This is a genomic window from Erwinia piriflorinigrans CFBP 5888 (genome assembly GCF_001050515.1).
In the GTDB taxonomy this organism is placed as follows: Bacteria; Pseudomonadota; Gammaproteobacteria; order Enterobacterales; family Enterobacteriaceae; genus Erwinia; species Erwinia piriflorinigrans.
Genome location: NZ_CAHS01000002.1, coordinates 40,612 through 57,837 on the forward strand (window position 1 = coordinate 40,612; position 17,226 = coordinate 57,837).

At 53.6% G+C, this 17,226-nt stretch carries 23 protein-coding genes; 4 read left to right on the top strand and 19 right to left on the bottom strand.

Going from position 1 to position 17,226, the window contains the following annotated elements; genetic code table 11:
• Nucleotides 1–170 precede the first annotated feature (170 nt).
• From EPIR_RS00275 to EPIR_RS00340, 15 genes are all read right to left on the bottom strand, one after another.
• A complete protein-coding gene (locus EPIR_RS00275) occupies nucleotides 171–2,945 on the bottom strand; it encodes a TOPRIM and DUF927 domain-containing protein (RefSeq protein WP_023653291.1) in 2,775 nt (924 codons plus the stop codon).
• 9 nt (nucleotides 2,946–2,954) lie between these two features.
• Nucleotides 2,955–3,566: a hypothetical protein gene (locus EPIR_RS00280; protein WP_023653292.1), complete on the bottom strand. Its 612-nt coding sequence runs from the start codon at nucleotides 3,564–3,566 to the stop codon at nucleotides 2,955–2,957.
• Nucleotides 3,563–3,778: a hypothetical protein gene (locus tag EPIR_RS00285; RefSeq protein WP_023653293.1), complete on the bottom strand. Its 216-nt coding sequence runs from the start codon at nucleotides 3,776–3,778 to the stop codon at nucleotides 3,563–3,565. Before EPIR_RS00285 ends, EPIR_RS00280 begins: the two co-directional genes overlap by 4 nt.
• Nucleotides 3,775–3,972: a hypothetical protein gene (locus EPIR_RS00290; RefSeq protein WP_023653294.1), complete on the bottom strand. Its 198-nt coding sequence runs from the start codon at nucleotides 3,970–3,972 to the stop codon at nucleotides 3,775–3,777. The genes EPIR_RS00285 and EPIR_RS00290 overlap by 4 nt, the downstream gene beginning before the upstream one ends.
• A complete protein-coding gene (locus tag EPIR_RS00295) occupies nucleotides 3,969–4,154 on the bottom strand; it encodes a prophage protein (RefSeq protein WP_048696565.1) in 186 nt (61 codons plus the stop codon). Before EPIR_RS00295 ends, EPIR_RS00290 begins: the two co-directional genes overlap by 4 nt.
• Nucleotides 4,151–4,327, bottom strand: a complete 177-nt coding sequence (locus EPIR_RS18630; protein WP_023653295.1) for a hypothetical protein — start codon at nucleotides 4,325–4,327, stop codon at nucleotides 4,151–4,153. Before EPIR_RS18630 ends, EPIR_RS00295 begins: the two co-directional genes overlap by 4 nt.
• Nucleotides 4,324–4,569, bottom strand: a complete 246-nt coding sequence (locus EPIR_RS00300; protein WP_023653296.1) for a hypothetical protein — start codon at nucleotides 4,567–4,569, stop codon at nucleotides 4,324–4,326. The genes EPIR_RS18630 and EPIR_RS00300 overlap by 4 nt, the downstream gene beginning before the upstream one ends.
• Nucleotides 4,562–5,509 (bottom strand): host cell division inhibitor Icd-like protein, encoded by a 948-nt coding sequence (locus tag EPIR_RS19250; protein ID WP_023653297.1) that lies wholly within the window; start codon nucleotides 5,507–5,509, stop codon nucleotides 4,562–4,564. The genes EPIR_RS00300 and EPIR_RS19250 overlap by 8 nt, the downstream gene beginning before the upstream one ends.
• Entirely contained in the window at nucleotides 5,500–5,673 is a 174-nt protein-coding gene (locus EPIR_RS17885) for a DUF4222 domain-containing protein (protein WP_012442141.1), read from the bottom strand. The genes EPIR_RS19250 and EPIR_RS17885 overlap by 10 nt, the downstream gene beginning before the upstream one ends.
• Nucleotides 5,673–6,260, bottom strand: coding sequence for a BRO-N domain-containing protein (locus EPIR_RS00315; RefSeq protein WP_012666453.1), 588 nt, complete (start codon nucleotides 6,258–6,260; stop codon nucleotides 5,673–5,675). Before EPIR_RS00315 ends, EPIR_RS17885 begins: the two co-directional genes overlap by 1 nt.
• Before the next feature lie 15 nt (nucleotides 6,261–6,275).
• Nucleotides 6,276–6,692, bottom strand: coding sequence for a hypothetical protein (locus EPIR_RS00320; RefSeq protein ID WP_023653299.1), 417 nt, complete (start codon nucleotides 6,690–6,692; stop codon nucleotides 6,276–6,278).
• Nucleotides 6,692–6,916, bottom strand: a complete 225-nt coding sequence (locus tag EPIR_RS00325) for a helix-turn-helix transcriptional regulator (protein WP_012666455.1) — start codon at nucleotides 6,914–6,916, stop codon at nucleotides 6,692–6,694. The genes EPIR_RS00320 and EPIR_RS00325 overlap by 1 nt, the downstream gene beginning before the upstream one ends.
• Nucleotides 6,917–7,019: 103 nt before the next feature.
• The gene (locus tag EPIR_RS00330) at nucleotides 7,020–7,904 is read right to left on the bottom strand and encodes a hypothetical protein (RefSeq protein ID WP_012666456.1); all 885 of its coding nucleotides are present in this window, start codon (nucleotides 7,902–7,904) and stop codon (nucleotides 7,020–7,022) included.
• A gap of 128 nt (nucleotides 7,905–8,032) precedes the next feature.
• Nucleotides 8,033–9,292 (bottom strand): tyrosine-type recombinase/integrase, encoded by a 1,260-nt coding sequence (locus tag EPIR_RS00335; protein WP_048696607.1) that lies wholly within the window; start codon nucleotides 9,290–9,292, stop codon nucleotides 8,033–8,035.
• 189 nt (nucleotides 9,293–9,481) lie between these two features.
• Entirely contained in the window at nucleotides 9,482–10,345 is an 864-nt protein-coding gene (locus tag EPIR_RS00340; RefSeq protein WP_023653302.1) for a YicC/YloC family endoribonuclease, read from the bottom strand.
• 148 nt (nucleotides 10,346–10,493) lie between these two features.
• Here EPIR_RS00340 and EPIR_RS00345 point away from each other — a divergent pair, with 148 nt between their 5' ends.
• Nucleotides 10,494–10,922 carry a DUF3574 domain-containing protein gene (locus EPIR_RS00345; protein ID WP_048696573.1) on the top strand — a complete coding sequence of 143 codons (429 nt, stop codon included), beginning with the start codon at nucleotides 10,494–10,496 and terminating at the stop codon, nucleotides 10,920–10,922.
• A gap of 33 nt (nucleotides 10,923–10,955) precedes the next feature.
• Here the strand turns inward: EPIR_RS00345 and EPIR_RS00350 are convergent, their stop codons facing one another.
• Nucleotides 10,956–12,140 carry a NupC/NupG family nucleoside CNT transporter gene (locus tag EPIR_RS00350; RefSeq protein ID WP_023653304.1) on the bottom strand — a complete coding sequence of 395 codons (1,185 nt, stop codon included), beginning with the start codon at nucleotides 12,138–12,140 and terminating at the stop codon, nucleotides 10,956–10,958.
• Between the two features lie 211 nt (nucleotides 12,141–12,351).
• On the opposite strand from EPIR_RS00350, the gene rph reads away from it, so the two are divergent.
• Nucleotides 12,352–13,068: a ribonuclease PH gene (rph, locus tag EPIR_RS00355; protein ID WP_023653305.1), complete on the top strand. Its 717-nt coding sequence runs from the start codon at nucleotides 12,352–12,354 to the stop codon at nucleotides 13,066–13,068.
• Nucleotides 13,069–13,123: 55 nt separating this feature from the next.
• The gene (gene pyrE / locus EPIR_RS00360; protein WP_023653306.1) at nucleotides 13,124–13,765 is read left to right on the top strand and encodes an orotate phosphoribosyltransferase; all 642 of its coding nucleotides are present in this window, start codon (nucleotides 13,124–13,126) and stop codon (nucleotides 13,763–13,765) included.
• Between the two features lie 74 nt (nucleotides 13,766–13,839).
• Here the strand turns inward: pyrE and slmA are convergent, their stop codons facing one another.
• The 3 genes from slmA to coaBC form a co-directional block, all read right to left on the bottom strand.
• Nucleotides 13,840–14,436, bottom strand: a complete 597-nt coding sequence (slmA, locus tag EPIR_RS00365; RefSeq protein ID WP_023653307.1) for a nucleoid occlusion factor SlmA — start codon at nucleotides 14,434–14,436, stop codon at nucleotides 13,840–13,842.
• A 114-nt stretch (nucleotides 14,437–14,550) separates the two neighbouring features.
• Nucleotides 14,551–15,009, bottom strand: a complete 459-nt coding sequence (gene dut / locus EPIR_RS00370) for a dUTP diphosphatase (RefSeq protein WP_023653308.1) — start codon at nucleotides 15,007–15,009, stop codon at nucleotides 14,551–14,553.
• A complete protein-coding gene (gene coaBC / locus EPIR_RS00375) occupies nucleotides 14,987–16,201 on the bottom strand; it encodes a bifunctional phosphopantothenoylcysteine decarboxylase/phosphopantothenate--cysteine ligase CoaBC (protein WP_023653309.1) in 1,215 nt (404 codons plus the stop codon). Before coaBC ends, dut begins: the two co-directional genes overlap by 23 nt.
• Nucleotides 16,202–16,395: 194 nt before the next feature.
• Between coaBC and radC the strand changes: the two genes are divergently transcribed.
• Nucleotides 16,396–17,067, top strand: a complete 672-nt coding sequence (radC, locus tag EPIR_RS00380) for a RadC family protein (protein ID WP_023653310.1) — start codon at nucleotides 16,396–16,398, stop codon at nucleotides 17,065–17,067.
• Nucleotides 17,068–17,226: the final 159 nt, after the last annotated feature.

Consider the following 17,226-nt stretch of genomic DNA (forward strand, 5'->3'; position numbering starts at 1 on the left):
TGCCAGCCATGAGAAAATTCCTCTTTGTCCGTTGTTGGTTCAAAACGGGCATTTGTTGGTTCAGTGTTGGTTCAAATTCAGAAATAAAAACCTTATAAAACAACAATCTTTACAAATTGAACCAACTGAACCAACTGAACCAACACCTTAACTACGTATGTGAGAAAAAATTATTCCTCTGGCTGGCTCTCCTCGTCCGGTAAATAGTTGAGCACGTAAACCCGGTACTGCCGCCCGTCGATGCGCGGTGACTTCCTCTGATAACCTCTGTCACTGCTGGGCGGGGTGAGCATCCCGGCGCTTTTCAGCACTTCCGCAAACTGTTTGGCGTTAAAGCCTCTCGCTATCTCCCCCTCAAAGGCGGCGGGGAAGGTATAGAAGGTTATCGGGTCGTGCTCATGCCCGCCTTTTGTCCGGTAGCCTGCAAGGTCGCGGATTGGCAGCGCTGCCGGGTCATACGGGAACGGGGCGTAACGGCTCAGGCCGTGGGCGTTAAGAAATGCCTCAGCCTGGGCGATTATCTGCTGGTGCTCCTTGTTCCCGGTGCCGAATTCTCTTACCCATGCGTTATAGCTGTGCTGTACCGCATCCCGGCACGTTTGCGCATCCCATCCGGTGACCACGCCGCCCAGTATCAGCGCGGCTTCCAGAATGGCGAACCGTGCGGCTACCCGGTGTACTTGCTCCCCGTAGTCAGCCGGGATAAGCGAGCGCCAGCGGCTTTCGGCCTCCCTCACGGCGTCAACGGCCTGCTGCTGGTGGTCTGCCAGCCATTTAACCCACGCCCGGCCTGCCGCGCCGTGGTGGCGCATAAAGGCATCTTTCAGCGCGTCAGCGTGCTGTTTGCCGCTCTGGTGCTCGTGGAACTCTGCCGCCTTGCTTAGGGGGATATTCAGCAGGCGCACCAGCTGCCCGGCCTTTATCTTCTGTCCGGTGCTGGCGATAAAGGTTTCCAAGTCCATTTCCCCGGTGCTGATTGCCACGGTGCGCCAGCGCTTTAAATCCCGGTTGCCGCCTTCCTTCGCTCCCTGCAATTTCCCCACGCCGTTAAAAAGCGCATAGGCAGACTGCGCCACGCTGCGCGGATCGGCCCCCTGTCCGACTTCATCCAGCGGCATCAGCGCGTCATTGTGGGCGGCGGCCTCGTTTGCCAGCCCCAGCGCCGTGCCGTACCACGTCAGGCGCAGCAGGTCAGGATTACCGTACAGGCTGGCGGCGGCGTTTGCCGTGGTGGTCTTGCCCGCGCTCGACTGCTCGTAAAAGTGAAGGCCGAACCCGTCAGCGCCCGCCAGTCCGATTAGCGGGGCCGCCAGCGCCGCGCCGATCCCCGCCATCATTGACCAGTTGCCGCCCGCCAGCCTTGCCACGCTGTCCCGCCATTCTGCCGCCGTTCCCTTGCAGGTGTAGCCCGCTGCGGCTGAACTCCTGCCGTTAAACAGTACGGGCATATCGGGGGAACCGATAATCTCACCGTCCGGCATAATGTACGCGCCGCACTGCCAGCCCGTAGCCTGCGCCACGCGCCACAGCTCACGGGAACCGCTGCGCTGTAGCCAGTCGGCAAGGGTGGCCCTCATTGCGGGCTTGGTGGTGATGTTCACCCCTCCGGCCTTCAGGACGCGCCAGCCTTCGCGCTCTCCGATATCGGCAAGGGGGATGGCCTGCGTGGTGCTGGTGTTGGCTCCCGCCGGGAACCATTTGATGATTAAAAACTGGTCTTTGTCGTCGCGTCCGATCCCGATAACCTCCAGCGGGGAACACAGCCACGATTCATTGTTGATTATCTCGCCGCTCTCCTTGTCCACCTTCGGGGTTATCCAGAAAACGCCGTCACTGCGGCTTTCAGTGCGCGGTTTGAGCGGGTCGCCTCCCCGTGCCGTGTTATTGCCGTCCTCTGCGCCGCTCTGCTCGTCCGTCATGCTTTCCCCCTGCGGCTGGTACAGCGAATCGTTAAAAGCGGCTGTAGCGGCCTCCAGCCCGTTTTGCTGGTGGTAGTCGTTCCAGTCTGCCTTATGGTCTGTCGGGGGGATTGATACCCATCCCGCCACGGACAGGGCGGCTTTCTCCGCTGCTTCTTTCCCGGTGTTGGAGACTCCAGTTTCGGAGCCTCCTTGCTGGTGGTCGTTATCGGCGGCAATTATGATTTTCGCCTGCGGGTGCTGCTGGCGCATTGCCTCCGCTACGGGCAGCAGGTTGCCCGCGTCAACTGCCGCCACCGCCAGCGCGTCAGGGCGTATCAGGTGCGCCGTTAATGCGGTTGCCAGCCCTTCGGCAATCACTATGCTCTGCGGTGCTTCTGGTGCGTTGACGGCGTGATATGCGCCACGCTTTGCCGAACCCGCCACCAGCTTTTTTGCGCCAGCGGCGGTAATGGTCTGCGCGGCGGTGACCGTGCCGGACAGGTTCGCCAGCGCCAGTAACAGCCGCCCGTCAGAAAGCATCGGGAAGGTGAAGCCATTCAGCCCTTTTGTTATCAGGTATTCGCTTTCGCCCGGCTGCGCCTGCTCTGCCAGCGTCTGATAGTGACGGGCAAAGTTTGCCCGCCGTGCCGCCTCGTCTGCTGCGGCCTGCCGCTGGCGCTCCTGCTCCCGCTGCTGGCGTTCTGTTGCCGCCTGCGCCCGCCTCTGGCTGGCTGCTTCTCGGTCGGTTTCTGCCGCCCGGTAATCAATACCCAGCGCATCAGCCACCAGCCGCGCCGCTTCGGTGGTGTCGCAGTCGTTTACCTTTGCCACAAGGTCAAGCCCGTCACCCGCACCGCACTGATTGCAGATATGGGAACCGCGCCCGCCATCGTCAAAGCGAAAGCGATCCGTACCGCCGCACGCCGGGCACCCGGAATGCTGCCGGGGTGAGAGGGGAACGGTGATACCCGTCATAGCCAGTACGCCGGGCCAGCGTCCTGCGGCGGCGGCGGTCACTTCGCGGATTAAGTCAATATTTCGCATCATTCCCCCTCAGTGCGCTACGGGTTCTGGTGGTAAGCCTTCATCCCGCAACATGCGGATAAAGCCATCATGCAAATCAGCCAGCAGCTCCCGGCCCATATCGGACAGCCCGCCGCCCTCAAGCATGGCCTGATACATCAGCACGGCATTTCGCGTGCCCTGTTCCCTGCCGTAGCGCTCTATCAATGCGCTCTCAATGTTGTTTGCCATAGCGAAACGCTCTGGGGAGGGGTAGACCGCCATACAGCCGTATTGCCCGCAGTAGATAACGCCGCCGTCCGTGCCTCCCCGTTCGTGTTCCACCTCCACCGCGCCATTTTTCCGCAGCTGCTCGTTGATGAAGGTCAGCGCCACACAGTGCCGCCAGACAATAAGCTCCTGCTCTGCCGTGGGCGTGTGGTAGCCCAGCTCCGCGCCGTCACCCATTGCGCGGAGTATGTCCGGCATATCGCGCACGCCGTCAAAATCTCCGGCCTCCAGCTTGCGCAGCATATCGGGGTAGTCGATAAGCGCCATATGCTCATACTGTCCGGCTTCGTTGCGCCGGGTGATACTGACCCCGTGCCGGGTGGCTTCAGTGCGGTAAACGCCCGTTGCGGTCAGTGATGCGGCTTTGTTCATGCTTTGCCCTCCCGCATATCACGCGCTATGTAATCGCAAATCTCATATTCTGCGGCTTTCACTGCTTCCGGCACGCCGTCAAGCAGGGTCATGAGTGCGCCAATCAGGGACCAGGTGGTTTTGTCGCCAGTATCGACCTCCATCCACACGGAAAGCAGCGCCTGCGCCTGCTCTACCCGGCATTGAGCATCGCCTATCGGGATGGTTTTCATCGGCTGGCCTCCCTCTGTGCCAGTTCTTCAATAAGCCACGCGGTAACGCTCCCCGTTAAACGGCTCAGCAGGCTGACAATTGCTATTATTTCGCAGTCCTGCATCTGGTGCGGGTGGCTCTCAATGAGGCGGGCGATGATCTCTGACTGATGCGCCATTTCTGCGGCCTGTTCTAACGTGATTTCATGGCTCATTCGACAGCCTCCATTGCTACCGCTACCGCATCAGGCAGCCCGTCAAGAATGGTTAACACTGCCTCCACCATGTCAGGCACTTTCCCATCGTCAGTGGTGAGCATTTGAAGCCAAAAAGAAAGCACCGTTTGCGCTTGCTGTATGCGGCACATAACATCAGAAAGCGTGATTTCATGACTCATTGGTTGGCCTCCAGTACACGGGTTGCCAAATCCTGGACAATGCCGATCATTTCGGCTTGAGCGCTCCTTTCGGTTTTGTTCTCTGTCAGACAAAGTGCGGCCTCTGTCAGGATTCTGATTTTTTCCAGTGCGTCTATCGCGTCATTTTTGATGTGGGTATTAGTGCGTGTCATTGGGGCCTCTCCGGTCGGTTAAGGCGCATTAGTGTACGTTCTGCGGCGCTGTAAAGTTCGTGGATAAGCGTCCAGAACCGCGCCCCGGCTTTGGGGTTGGCCTCACGTAACCGTGCGTCAAGATGGCAATCAAACAGCGCCCTTAGCTCTGCGGCATAGCGGGCGGTCATGGCGGCATCGTGGCGCACATTCTCCAGCCTTTCAGCCGGGGATGGCGCAGTAATGGCGGGTGCGTTACGCATGGCTCACCCCCATAGCGGCGATGTTCAGCCGTCCGGCAAAAAAGCAGACGTTATCTTTTGCCAGGGTGCGGCGGGCTTCGCGCTCGTTTTCGGCGGCGATATGGTGGATGACGGGTGACAATGCCGGGTTATCACGGCGAACGGCGGCGATAATCCAGACAAAATGGCGGTGCTGGTGGCCTGAATTCAGGCCGAACATCTCCCGCCCTTGCGGGTGTGTGGTAATATCCATTACAGCTTCCTCGATAATTAGTCTATCGGCGGTTGTGAGATGCCCTGTTAGTGTTGGCGCACTTCGGGGCATTGTTGTTTTTACAGATTGATATTGCTTTACCCTGCTGTGGTAGTTACCATCTGTATTGCCATTATAATACTGGTAACTACCAATGCAAGACGAAAAAGAGAAAAAAGCGTTTGATCGCAAAGGAAGCACCATGAAGCACATACGCTTTGAGGATTCGCTTTTAGAGCAAATAAACGTTGTTGCCGGGCAAGGTAATTTCAGCTCATGGGTTAAAGACTCCTGCCGCGAAAGACTGCGGAAAGAAGGCATAGAACCTAAAGCCTGATTATCTCCGGCATCGTGGCAAAGGGTGGCATTCGCAGTGCTGCCCTTTTTTATGGACTCCGAAAATTCAATGCTTCCCGTGCGTGTATTTGTCGCAAAATGTCGTAACGTGTCCTTAAATTCGCCTCGCGTACTGGTCACGAAACTCCCTAACGTGCCCGAAAATTCCTCCCGCGCATCAGTCAGGCAGAGATTTCCCCCTGTGCGATTGATGGTAGAAAAATATTCCACGGCATCAGGTTTTGTCAGGTTTTCACTTCCGGTGATCGGGCGTGAGATTACGGATTCTTTCAGGCTCTGAACCATAACATTTACTAACAGGCCAGCCAGTGGGGAGGCTTCTTTCTGGACGGCGGTTTGAGTCATTCGCATGGCGTCACCTCGATAAACTCCGCTTTAAACTTCTCTAGCGGCTGCTGGCACGGGTGCGGGTAGCCGGGGCGCATAAAAACCACGTTCCCGCCGCTCATGCCGCGCAGTGTGACGGTGCGCCCGTGTGAGTCCTTAAACTGGCGCTGTTGGGTGCGGGTGGTCATTAGTGAACCCCCAGTAAATCAGGCTGGTATTTAAGCCATAGCGCCTTTTCTTCTGCGGCTAAGTTCGCTTTCTCTGTCTTGCAGGATTGCAGGGCTTTACCGCGCTTACTGGCCTTTGTTGTGTAGGTTGCTTTGCGCTTGCTGTGATCGTTAAGAAAAGCGAACGGTACGCCGTATGCGCCCGTTTTACGGATAGACGGGATCACCTCGCGGAATATCCAATTACTGAAACGGTGTGCAAATGTGCCGGGGGTGCTGGCCTTCCGGCTGCGGGTTATCAGTTTATAAAAACCAGATTCGCGTACCGTACGCATTACCTGATTACCTCCGGGGGTAGGTGTTAAACACTCCCCCTTTTCGTCACCATCAAGGCGGCGTAATGCGACTAAGTGATCCGCCATTTCCAGCGCAGCGCAAATATCTTTAACCATAAACCACGGTTCGCCGTTGATATTCACTATCCGCACCTGTACGCCGTCAAAACGGATAACGGTAATATCCTGCGCGGTAGCCCTGAATATATCCATGCCCTGATTTTTGGCGTGGGGATGCCCGTCACGGCAATTAGCCATATTTTGAAATGTCATGTTTTTTAGCTCCGATTAAGCGGCGGTGAATGCGTCCGGGTATAAGGTCAGAATGTCGTTAATTTCCTGCTGTGATAGCCTACGATAGCCACCAGCGGCGGCATTGTGGTTTACCAGTTGAATAACGCGCATGACGTCAGCGCGGCATGTGAAGCGATAACGGAAATGTGATCCGATGCCGTCAGGGTTTTTCTCGTCGATACGCTCAAGGTGAATATCAAGGCTGCGTTCTAATTCGCTGGCATAATTTCTGCCAGACGATAAGCGGCAATAGCGGAGTATTTCATTTTCGGTAAATCCGTTAACCCCGGTGCGCATCATATATATGCGGGCGCGGTGCTTTTTCGGTGCTGGCTTGATGGTGGCGGTAGGGGTATTATCGTTGGCGCTAACCTGTTCGATGATGCCCGCCACGCTGCGGGTATTCTGCATTATGCCGCCTCCCGCCGTGCTGCCAGCCAGTTGTTAATCTCTACCGCATCGAAAGCGGTGATCTTCTCTCCCAGCTTTACGGGTGCGGGCATGGCTTTAGCTTTTACCCAGCGGTCAACGGTGGCAACGTGAACGCCCAGCGCATCCGCTAAAAGATAACGGCGGATGTAGCCTGTTTGTGGCAGTGCTGCTTTGTGGGCGGTGGTTGTGCTATGTGTGGTCATATGTCCCCTAACTTTCTTATACCGCGCTATGCGGCGTTAGGGGTATGATTCTTTAAATTAATAGCACTGTCATCGCACCGAAAATCAAGTTTTCGTTACGAACTTATTTGTTTGATTTTAAAATCTTATTTGCTTCTGAAAAGTAATCATCAATCTTTCTTTGTTTCAATGAACTATTCCTTTCAACCATCTCAGACTTCAGTGAGTCTTGTGTCCATCTCTTGGATTTTATGTCAGCATTTTTGAGTGTATCTAGTAGTGTGCCTATGATTTGCAAGCTTTCATTTAGGCTTAAGTTATTATCGCTGTCATTTAATAAGCCGTTCTCAAATTTTTCAATATTCTTTGTTCTAAAAACAAACTCGACCTTCCCCAGGCTATCGGCAGGGTAAAAAAAATCATGGTAGTTATCGAAGTCAACTGGAATGCCTTTTTCCTTATCGAAATAAACAATCTCACCATCATTGTTAGCGTTAAAAACAAACTCGTTAAAACTCTCCATAATGTTAAAAGTTCCGATTGATGTGCTTAAAAACGCCCCTTCTATGTTATGAAATTCTCTAGGTACCTTTCCCCTTTCAGATTCGAACTCATGAAGTACATCAAGTAACTCGGCTCCAATCATAGGGAGATCATACAAATCCCCAGATTTAAGCCTGCGAATACTACCCTCTCTTTCAACACGGTAAAAATCAGCATCTAACTCACTGTTAGAAAAAAAATTTTCACTACCCAAAACATTAATGTAAGCCCCGTCTGGGGTAGTTTGTATTATTCCTGCCTTAAGAAATTCCCTTTTCGTCGTGATGACCTCTTTTGCTAAAACTCCATAGCGGTCGCCATCGAGTAAAACAGAGATGGTCAAATGGCCATCTAGGGCGAGTTGCAAGCAGTCAGATGGAGATACGGACTCACCCATTGATTTAGACAACCTCTTTGCAGTATCTTCGACTGCTAGCCATTTTTTTAGTTTGAATAAGTTGCTCATAACGTCACCTATAAACGTCACCTTAAAAAGATGACCAGATCAGGCGGTAAGGTTTGCCGCTTTTCGCCCCGTCAGGCTAGATCCGGTCAGTTCGTTAATTCTGGTTACTAATCGCGGTTACTGGCTGGTTACTTTGCCTTTCTCAACGGCGTTACGTTGTATTCCTCGCCACGTTCCAGCGCTACCAGTAAATCAGCCCACTGCGTTAACGCTGCTTTGCGTTCGTCAAAATATTGATGCCTGTTATAGATACCCTCGACGCCCTTGATACGGTGGTTTAAACAACGCTCTGCCACTACCGGATCTATGCCCAGCGCTGCAAGGTGAGTGCGAGCGGTGCGCCTAAAGTCATGTATGGTGAAATTAGGTACATCAGGCAGTTCTGCCCTTACTTTTGACAGCGCCACGGGTAGGGTACTTTCCTGAATATGGGGGATCATCCTGTTTTGCATCTTTCGTGCTGGCAGAACCCATTTACTGTTACAGGAAAAGGTGTGTAATTCTTCCAGCCATTTAACAGCGGGCGGGGGTAGGGGGATGTTGATAGCATCGCCGTTTTTGCTGCGTTCTTCTGGCAAGTGCCATACAGCGCCGTTCAGGTCGAATTCTTCCCACCGCGCCGCACATAGCTCCATCTTTCTAACGCATAGCGTCAGTAGCAGCTTAAAAGTAATTTCATTCTGGCGGCTAAACCCTTTGGCTGTGCGCATGGCTGAAAACAGCCGGATTAACTCATCGCGGGTTAACCAGCGTTCGCGGCTCACTTCCTTACCGCCTGCGTCTGCCACTTCAAAGGCTGAACAAGGGTTAATCTCTAAAGCGTGGCGTTTTATGCCGTAGTCGAATATGCGGCGCGTCCATCGTAAAACATCCGTTGCTATGGTAGGCGCTCCACGGTCTACGATGGCTTTTAGCATATCGTCAATATGGCGTGGCTTTACGTCCTCCACCTTCATGCTTCCTATGCGGGGGTTTATGTCCTTATCAATGCGGCGGCGCAGTATATCCGGGTGTTTCCAGCGTGGCAGTATTTGCCGGGTAAAGTATTCGGCGGCGAGGTCAGACACGCGCATGGCATTTTTATCTGCTTCCATCTTCGCCAGCGCTTCGGCTTTACGCTGCTGTTTCTCTCCTGCAACGTCATAACCGAGCGCAACGCGGGCGGCTAGTTCTTTGGCTGTCTCTCTGGCCTTTGATAGTGATAACTCTGCATAGGAACCAATAACCATAGCGCGCTGCTTGCCAGAAAATTTATAGCGGAATCGCCAGCTTGGAGATTGGTCTACCTGCCTGTATCGGAGATATAGCCCGCCACCGTCTGCGCGTCCTTCAAAGCGTTCTCCGGCTTTTATCCAGGCGCGGATCTGCATGTCTGTGAGTTTTGGCATTTTGCGAATATCCAAACTTTGAATAAGGGGTGTACCCAAAGCAATGTACAGAAAACTGATTGGGTACACCTTTGGGTACACCTTAACTATGCGCTTTGTTGCGGCTTTATGATAGCCCATGACAACAAAAAAGCCCGCTGTGCGGCGGGCTGTCTGGTTTTCTGCTGTTTGCTGATAGCCAGTAAATCGTTATTCGATATTCTGAATCTGCTCTCTCATCTGCTCAATCAGCACCTTCAGCTCGATGGCTGACGCGGTGATTTCGGCATTGATCGATTTTGAACCCAGGGTGTTCGACTCGCGGTTGAACTCCTGCATCATAAAGTCGAGGCGGCGGCCGACGGCTTCCTTCTTCTTCAGGATGTTATAGGTCTCTTTTACGTGTGCTTCCAGGCGGTCCAGCTCTTCTGCCACGTCAACGCGCTGGGCCAGCATCACCAGCTCCTGCTCCAGACGGTTGTTTTCCAACTGAACCTGAGCGTCTTCCAGCCGCGCGACCAGACGTTCACGCTGCCATTTCAGCACGTCCGGCATATGCGTGCGTACTTTGATCACTTCGGCACTCACGCCCTGCAAACGCTGCTCGATAAGCGCTTTAAGCGCCGTACCTTCGCTTTCTCGGGCGCTGATAAAGTCGTCGATGGCGGCATCCAGTGCGGTGAGAAGCTGGGCGGAAATCGCATCCAGGTCTTGTTCCTCTGCGGACATCACGCCAGGCCAGCGCAGAATATCGACAGGGTTGATTTCACCCTCATCGCTCTGCATCTTCACCCAGTTGGCAGCCTGTACCAGCTGAACCGCCAGCTTTTCATTCAGCACCAGTGCGCTTTGCGCGCGCGGATCGGCATCGAAACGCAGGTTAACTTCGATTTTCCCGCGCGTCAGACGGTTGCGGATACGTTCGCGTACCACCGGCTCCAGGCCACGGAACTGCTCCGGCAGACGGATATAGGTTTCAAGATAGCGCTGGTTGACGGAACGCAGCTCCCAGGCTGCGCTGCCCCATTCGCCTTTGGTTTCGCGCCGGGCGTAGGCGGTCATGCTGCGGATCATATTGCGTACCGTTTCAGGGAAAGATAAAGAGATTATAGCGATGCAGGCGCTGGCTTAACAGGCATTCACTTAAATGACGGCGTTTTGCTGACGTTTTATCCATCAGAGCTTAAAATGCTGGCAGTCAAATCTTTAACCCGGAGTTCCATTGATGTCGCGCATAATGATTCCTACAATCCTGCTACTGGCTCTATCGGGATGCAATTCCCCCACGCACCCGGTCGCCACCTCTCAGCGTGCGGTGTGCGGCATGGGGGATCCCATGACGCAAACCACACTTTACTTTGGCCTTAATCGCCCACAGGGGGCGGCGATCTCTGAAACTGAATGGCAGTCGTTTGTTGATGAGCAGGTGACGCCACGTTTTCAGGATGGGCTGACGGTGTTCGCGGCGAAGGGCCAGTGGATGGGCAATGACGGCAAGCTGGCGCGAGAAAACAGCAAAGCATTGCTGCTGATCCATACGCAGAATCAAACGAGTGAGCAGAAAATTGAAGCGCTGCGTACCCTTTATAAACAACGTTTTACGCAGGATGCGGTGATGCGGGTAGATAACCCGGTCTGTGTCGCTTTCTGAAATCACCCGGCGCATATGCGCCGGGTAGCATCGTTACAGCATCAGTCCGGCGAAAGCGGCTGATAGCAGGCTAACCAGCGTGGAACCATAAATCAGCTTGAGGCCAAAGCGGGATACCACATTGCCCTGCTGTTCGTTCAGCCCTTTAATTGCCCCGGCAACAATGCCAATTGAGGCAAAGTTAGCGAAAGAGACCAGGAATACGGACAGAATACCCAGCCCGCGTGGCGAGAGTTCCGCTGCGATTTTCTTCAGTTCAATCATGGCGACAAACTCGTTAGTGACCAGTTTGGTGGCCATAATACTGGCAGCTGGCAAGGCATCGGCCGCCGGAATGCCAATCAGCCAGGCAAACGGCCAAAATACGTAACCGAGGATTTGCTGGAAACTGATGCCGAAAAGGGTGGAGAACACCGCATTTACCGCCGCAATCAGCGCAATAAACCCGATCAGCATGGCCAGAATAATCATTGCCACTTTAAAACCGGCCAGAATATATTCGCCGAGCATTTCGAAAAAACTCTGATCTTCATGCAGTTTTTCAAGGCGAATTTCAGGCTCGTCACCGACAGGCGTCGGGTTGATGATCGACAGAACAATGAAAGTGCTGAACATATTGAGGATCAGCGCGGCGACCACGTAGCGCGGCTCAATCATCGACATATAGGCACCGACGATTGAAAGCGACACGGTAGACATGGCTGCTGCTGCCATTGAGTAGAGGCGGCGTGGGGAAATATCGGACAGAATGCCTTTATAAGCGATGAAGTTTTCCGACTGGCCGAGGATCAGGGTGCTGACGGCGTTAAATGACTCCAGTTTACCCATTCCGTTGATTTTCGACAGCAGAGTACCAATCACCCTGATTAGCACCGGCAGAATCTTGACGTGCTGCAAAATGCCGATAAGCGCAGAAATAAACACGATTGGACAGAGTACGCCGAGGAAGATAAACGCCAGCCCCTGCGAACTCATGCCGCCGAAAACAAAATCAGTGCCCTGTGCGGCATATTTCAGCAATACTTCAAAGAAACCGGAAAATGCCGTGATGACCGTCAGTCCGGCGGAGGCATGCAGGAAGAACCAAGCGAGCGCTGCTTCAATAACCACCAGTTGCAGAAGTACGCGCAGGCGGATTTTCTTGCGGTCAGAACTTGCCAGTAACGCCAGACAGCCGATAACGGCCAAAGCCAGAATAAAATGGAAAACAGAGGTCATACGCGGGTCTAGGATCAGGGATCGATAATTAGCGACATTTAGCCATATTTCACGACGGTTTACATCCGGGCAGACGATCTCTGGCCGTTTTATCCTTTAAATAGCTTCCAGGTGCATAACAACTTGCTTTCAGCTGAGCCTGCGATAGGCAATCATCTGTTAAATCCGTATAATGCGCAGCCAATTATGTTTAGCTAGCCGGAGATAAACTATGCGTCCATCAGGCCGTAGCGCACAACAGGTGCGCCCTGTCACCCTGACCCGTCATTACACCAAACACGCAGAGGGCTCTGTGCTGGTTGAATTCGGTGATACCAAAGTGCTGTGCACCGCGACCATTGAAGAGGGCGTGCCGCGTTTTCTGAAAGGTAAGGGCCAGGGTTGGGTCACCGCCGAATATGGCATGTTGCCACGCGCTACCCACAGCCGTAACGCACGCGAAGCGGCGAAAGGTAAGCAGGGGGGACGCACGCTGGAGATCCAGCGCCTGATCGCCCGTTCACTGCGCGCGGCCATCGATCTGAAAGTGCTGGGCGAATTCACCATTACCCTTGACTGTGATGTACTGCAAGCCGACGGAGGAACCCGCACCGCTTCTATCACCGGTGCCTGCGTGGCGCTGGCTGATGCGCTCAATCATTTGGTCTCCATCGGCAAGCTGAAAGCCAATCCGATGAAAGGTATGGTGGCGGCGATTTCGGTGGGTATCGTCAACGGCGAAGCGCTGTGCGATCTGGAGTATGTGGAAGACGCAGCGGCCGAAACGGATATGAACGTGGTGATGACGGAAGATGGCCGCATGATTGAGGTGCAGGGCACCGCAGAGGGCGAACCATTCAGCCACGAAGAGCTGCTGAAGCTGCTGGAGCTGGCACGAGGTGGTATTGATACGCTGGTTGCCGCGCAGAAAGCGGCGTTAACCCACTGATCCTTCAGGCGACCTTAGCGTCGCCTTTTTTTGCCTGAATACTGAGGAACACGATATGAAAGCCTGGCAGCGCCAGTTTATCGAATTCGCCATCAACAAGCAGGTGCTGAAGTTTGGTGAGTTCACGCTGAAATCAGGGCGAAAAAGCCCTTATTTCTTTAATGCGGGCCTGTTCAATACGGGGCGCGATCTTGCTTTATTAGGCCGTTTCTATGCCCAGGCGCTGGTCGATTCGGGCATTGATTTTGATCTGGTCTTTGGTCCCGCCTATAAAGGTATTCCCATTGCGACGACCACCGTGGTGGCGCTGGCCGATCATCACGATCGCGATGTACCTTATTGCTTTAACCGTAAAGAAGCTAAGGCTCATGGAGAGGGTGGAACGCTGGTTGGCAGCGCCCTGCAAGGTAACATCATGCTGGTGGATGATGTGATCACCGCAGGAACGGCGATTCGCGAATCGATGGAAATTATTGCCGCGCACCAGGCGAAACTGGCCGGCGTGCTGATATCTCTCGATCGCCAGGAGCGCGGAAACGGCGCAATTTCTGCCATACAGGAGGTCGAGCGTGATTATGGCTGTAAGGTCATTTCGATCATTACGCTGAACGATCTCGTGACTTATCTGGAAGAGAAGCCTGAAATGGCCGACCGTCTGGTGGCTGTGCGCGCCTATCGCAAAGAATTCGGTATTTGATGCGATAAATTATTGCCGGGCTGACGAGAAAACAGCGTCAGCCCAGATTGTGCAACGATAGCAATTGATAACCGTCAGATAAGCTGGGCTGCCATCAACGGCCAGCGCGCATCGAAGTCAACGGTGGGGCGATAGCGGAATTCTGAACGAACGAAACGTGACAATAATCCCTCACAGAATGCCAGAAGCTGAGTGGCCAGCAGGGCTTCGTCGGAGGAAAAGCCTTCACCTTCACGCATTTTTTTCTCGCGCATCACCTGACGTATCTGCAATTCAATACGTTCAAACAGCTGATTAATTCGACCCTGCAAGCGATCCTGTTCAAACATCAGCGCATGACCTGTCAGAATACGTGTCAGGCCGGGATTGAGCTCACCAAAACCGAGGATCAGCTGGGTAATCAGACGCAGGCGAGGCATCGTCTCTTTTTCGTCTTTCAAAATCAGATTGATACGCGTGATCAGGCTGTCTTCAATAAACTCGATCAGGCTATCAAACATCTTGGTTTTACTGGGAAAATGCCGATAAAGTGCCGCTTCAGAAACGCCGACATTAGCCGCCAGCTTGGCGGTGGTAATACGTTGGCTGCCGTCACTGGACTCCAGCATTTGTGCCAGCGCCTGTAGGATTTCTTCGCGACGATTCCTTTTCGCACTCTTTTTTTCAACCATGTCTTAAAAGACCCCTGAAACATCACCATAAACGGGCAAAAGCCCACGCAACGCCCGCGAATAATCATTCACGGAAGAGAAAAACAGGTTATTGTCGTTACGGGAGCCGTAGAGTTACTGGCGACCGGAGTGGCCGAAACCACCTTCACCTCTTACGCTGGTATCAAAGTCATTCACCAGATTGAATTCTGCCTGTACTACCGGCACGAAGACCATTTGCGCGATACGCTCTCCTGGCTCGATAGTAAAGGAGTCCTGTCCACGGTTCCATACTGATACCATCAACTGCCCCTGATAATCTGAGTCGATTAGCCCCACCAGATTACCCAACACTACGCCATGTTTGTGGCCAAGCCCAGAGCGTGGCAGGATGACGGCGGCCAGCTGTGGGTCGGCAATATGTATCGCTAAGCCCGTTGGGATCAGCATCGTAGCGCCTGGCTGTAATACCATCGCTTCATTCAGGCACGCACGCAGATCCAGCCCGGCAGAGCCGGAAGTGGCGTAGGTGGGTAATGGGAAATCCGTGCCTACTCGGGCATCCAGAATCTTAACGTCGATTTTTTTCATCATATTGGGTGACAATCTCGTCTAATAACAGTTGGCCAAGGAGTTTTTTATCGCTAAGCGGTAAAATTTTATCTCCTTCATGCCAAAAAAGATGAAGAGCATTGGAGTCGCTGTTGAAACCTTGCCCGTTTTTGGCAACATCGTTGGCGCAGATCAAATCCAGATTCTTGCGCGCCCGTTTTTGTTGCGCGTATTCTTCCACATTCTGGGTTTCGGCGGCAAATCCTACAACATAAGGGCGGTTTTGCTGCATTGCGGCAACTTCGGCGACTATATCCGGGTTTTTTATCATCTTCAGGGTGATTTCATCCCCCTGCTTTTTGATTTTTTCTTCAGCAACTTCTGCTGGCCGGTAGTCCGCCACCGCCGCGCAGCCGATAAATATCTGCTGGCTGGCCGCCTGATCCATCACCGCCTGCTGCATTTCCAGCGCCGTGGTGACATCGAGACGATTGACGCCTGTCGGGGTGGGTAATGCCACTGGCCCGGCAACCAGCGTCACGGTGGCACCGCGTTGTGCGGCGGCGGCGGCAATCGCAAAGCCCATTTTTCCCGAGCTATGGTTGCTGATGAAACGTACCGGGTCGAGTGCTTCCCGGGTTGGCCCGGCGGTAATCATAATATTGAGATGTTGCAGATCGTTGACGGAGGCTGTCCATGTCGCGGCGTAGTCAACAATATCAAGCGGGTCGAGCATACGCCCTGGCCCTATATCACCACAGGCCTGGCTGCCGCTGTCCGGCCCCCAAATCATCACGCCGCGTTGGGTCAATAGCTGCAAGTTGTGTTGAGTGGGCAGGGCGCGGTACATCTGCTGGTTCATCGCGGGCACGATGGCAAGCGGAGCCGCCGTCGCCAGGCAAACGGTGGTCAGCAGGTCATTCGCCATTCCGGCTGCCAGGCGGGCAATCAGATCGGCCGTAGCGGGGGCGATAATGATCAGATCGGCCCACTTACCCAGTTCGATGTGGCCCATTGCCGCCTCGGCAGCCGGGTCGAGCAGGCTATCGGAAACCTGATAACCTGAAACCGCCTGCAGACTTAACGGGGTGATAAACGCTTTCGCAGACTCCGTCATGACGACCCGCACGTCGGCACCGCGATCGCGTAACCGACGTACCAGCTCTGGCGTCTTGTATGCCGCGATACCGCCACTGACACCCACAACAATACGCTTTCCGGTCAATTCCCTCATTTTGCTGTACGCCTTTTAGTTAAGCCTGCTGGCATCTTGTTATGCCAAAACCCGGCTATTTTATCACACCCGTTCAGCCCGTTGATTTCTCGCCCTGCCAGCTTTGCGAGTAGGCTCGAAAATTCATCACATCATAATAGAAAAACACTGTATATAATGCCATGATTTTCCCTCCTCAGGAAGGAGAAGCGCAGATGGATGACAACTGGCTGGGGCTACCCCCGCGTGAAAAATTATTGCAATGCGGTGCATCAGCGCTAAGCGATAAAGAGTTATTGGCTATTTTTCTACGTACTGGTGTTCGTGGGGTGCATGTGATGTCACTGGCACAGCAACTGCTAAAAGAATTTGGTTCTTTATACCGTTTGATGAACGCTCCGCATAAGGATTTTCAGGCCATTCACGGAGTCGGCATAGCAAAATATGCCCAGCTGAATGCAGTAGCGGAACTGGCACGACGCTGTTTTAGCTGTCAAGAGGCGTTTGATAATCAGGTGGTGGGCAGTGTTGAGCAGATGCTGGATTTTTTAAACAGTTCGCTGGCACATCGGGAACGAGAAATCTTCCAGGTGATCTTTTTCGATAACCAGCATCGGATGATTCATAGCAGTGAGATGTTCAGCGGTACGATTAACAGTGTGGAAGTTCATCCCCGGGAAATTGTGCGTGAAGCGCTAAAACGCAATGCGGCGGCATTGATTCTGGCGCATAATCATCCTTCAGGGCTGGCGGAGCCAAGCCGTGCCGATCGCAATATCACGCAACAAATTATGCGTGCCTGCACCTTAGTGAATATTCGGGTGCTTGACCATTTGGTCATCGGTCGGGGTGAATATGTCTCTTTTGCCGAACGGGGCTGGATGTAAAAAATAAGGTATGACTCAAGCCGTTGAGCCATTTAATTTCATTTTACAGGCCCAATTCCGTGCATTTCGCGCGCAAACAGGACGATTGACAGCGATCCAAAGGGATCTTTATCTGTTCGGGACTTGAGCACTCGCTCTTCAGGGCGTATACTACGCCAC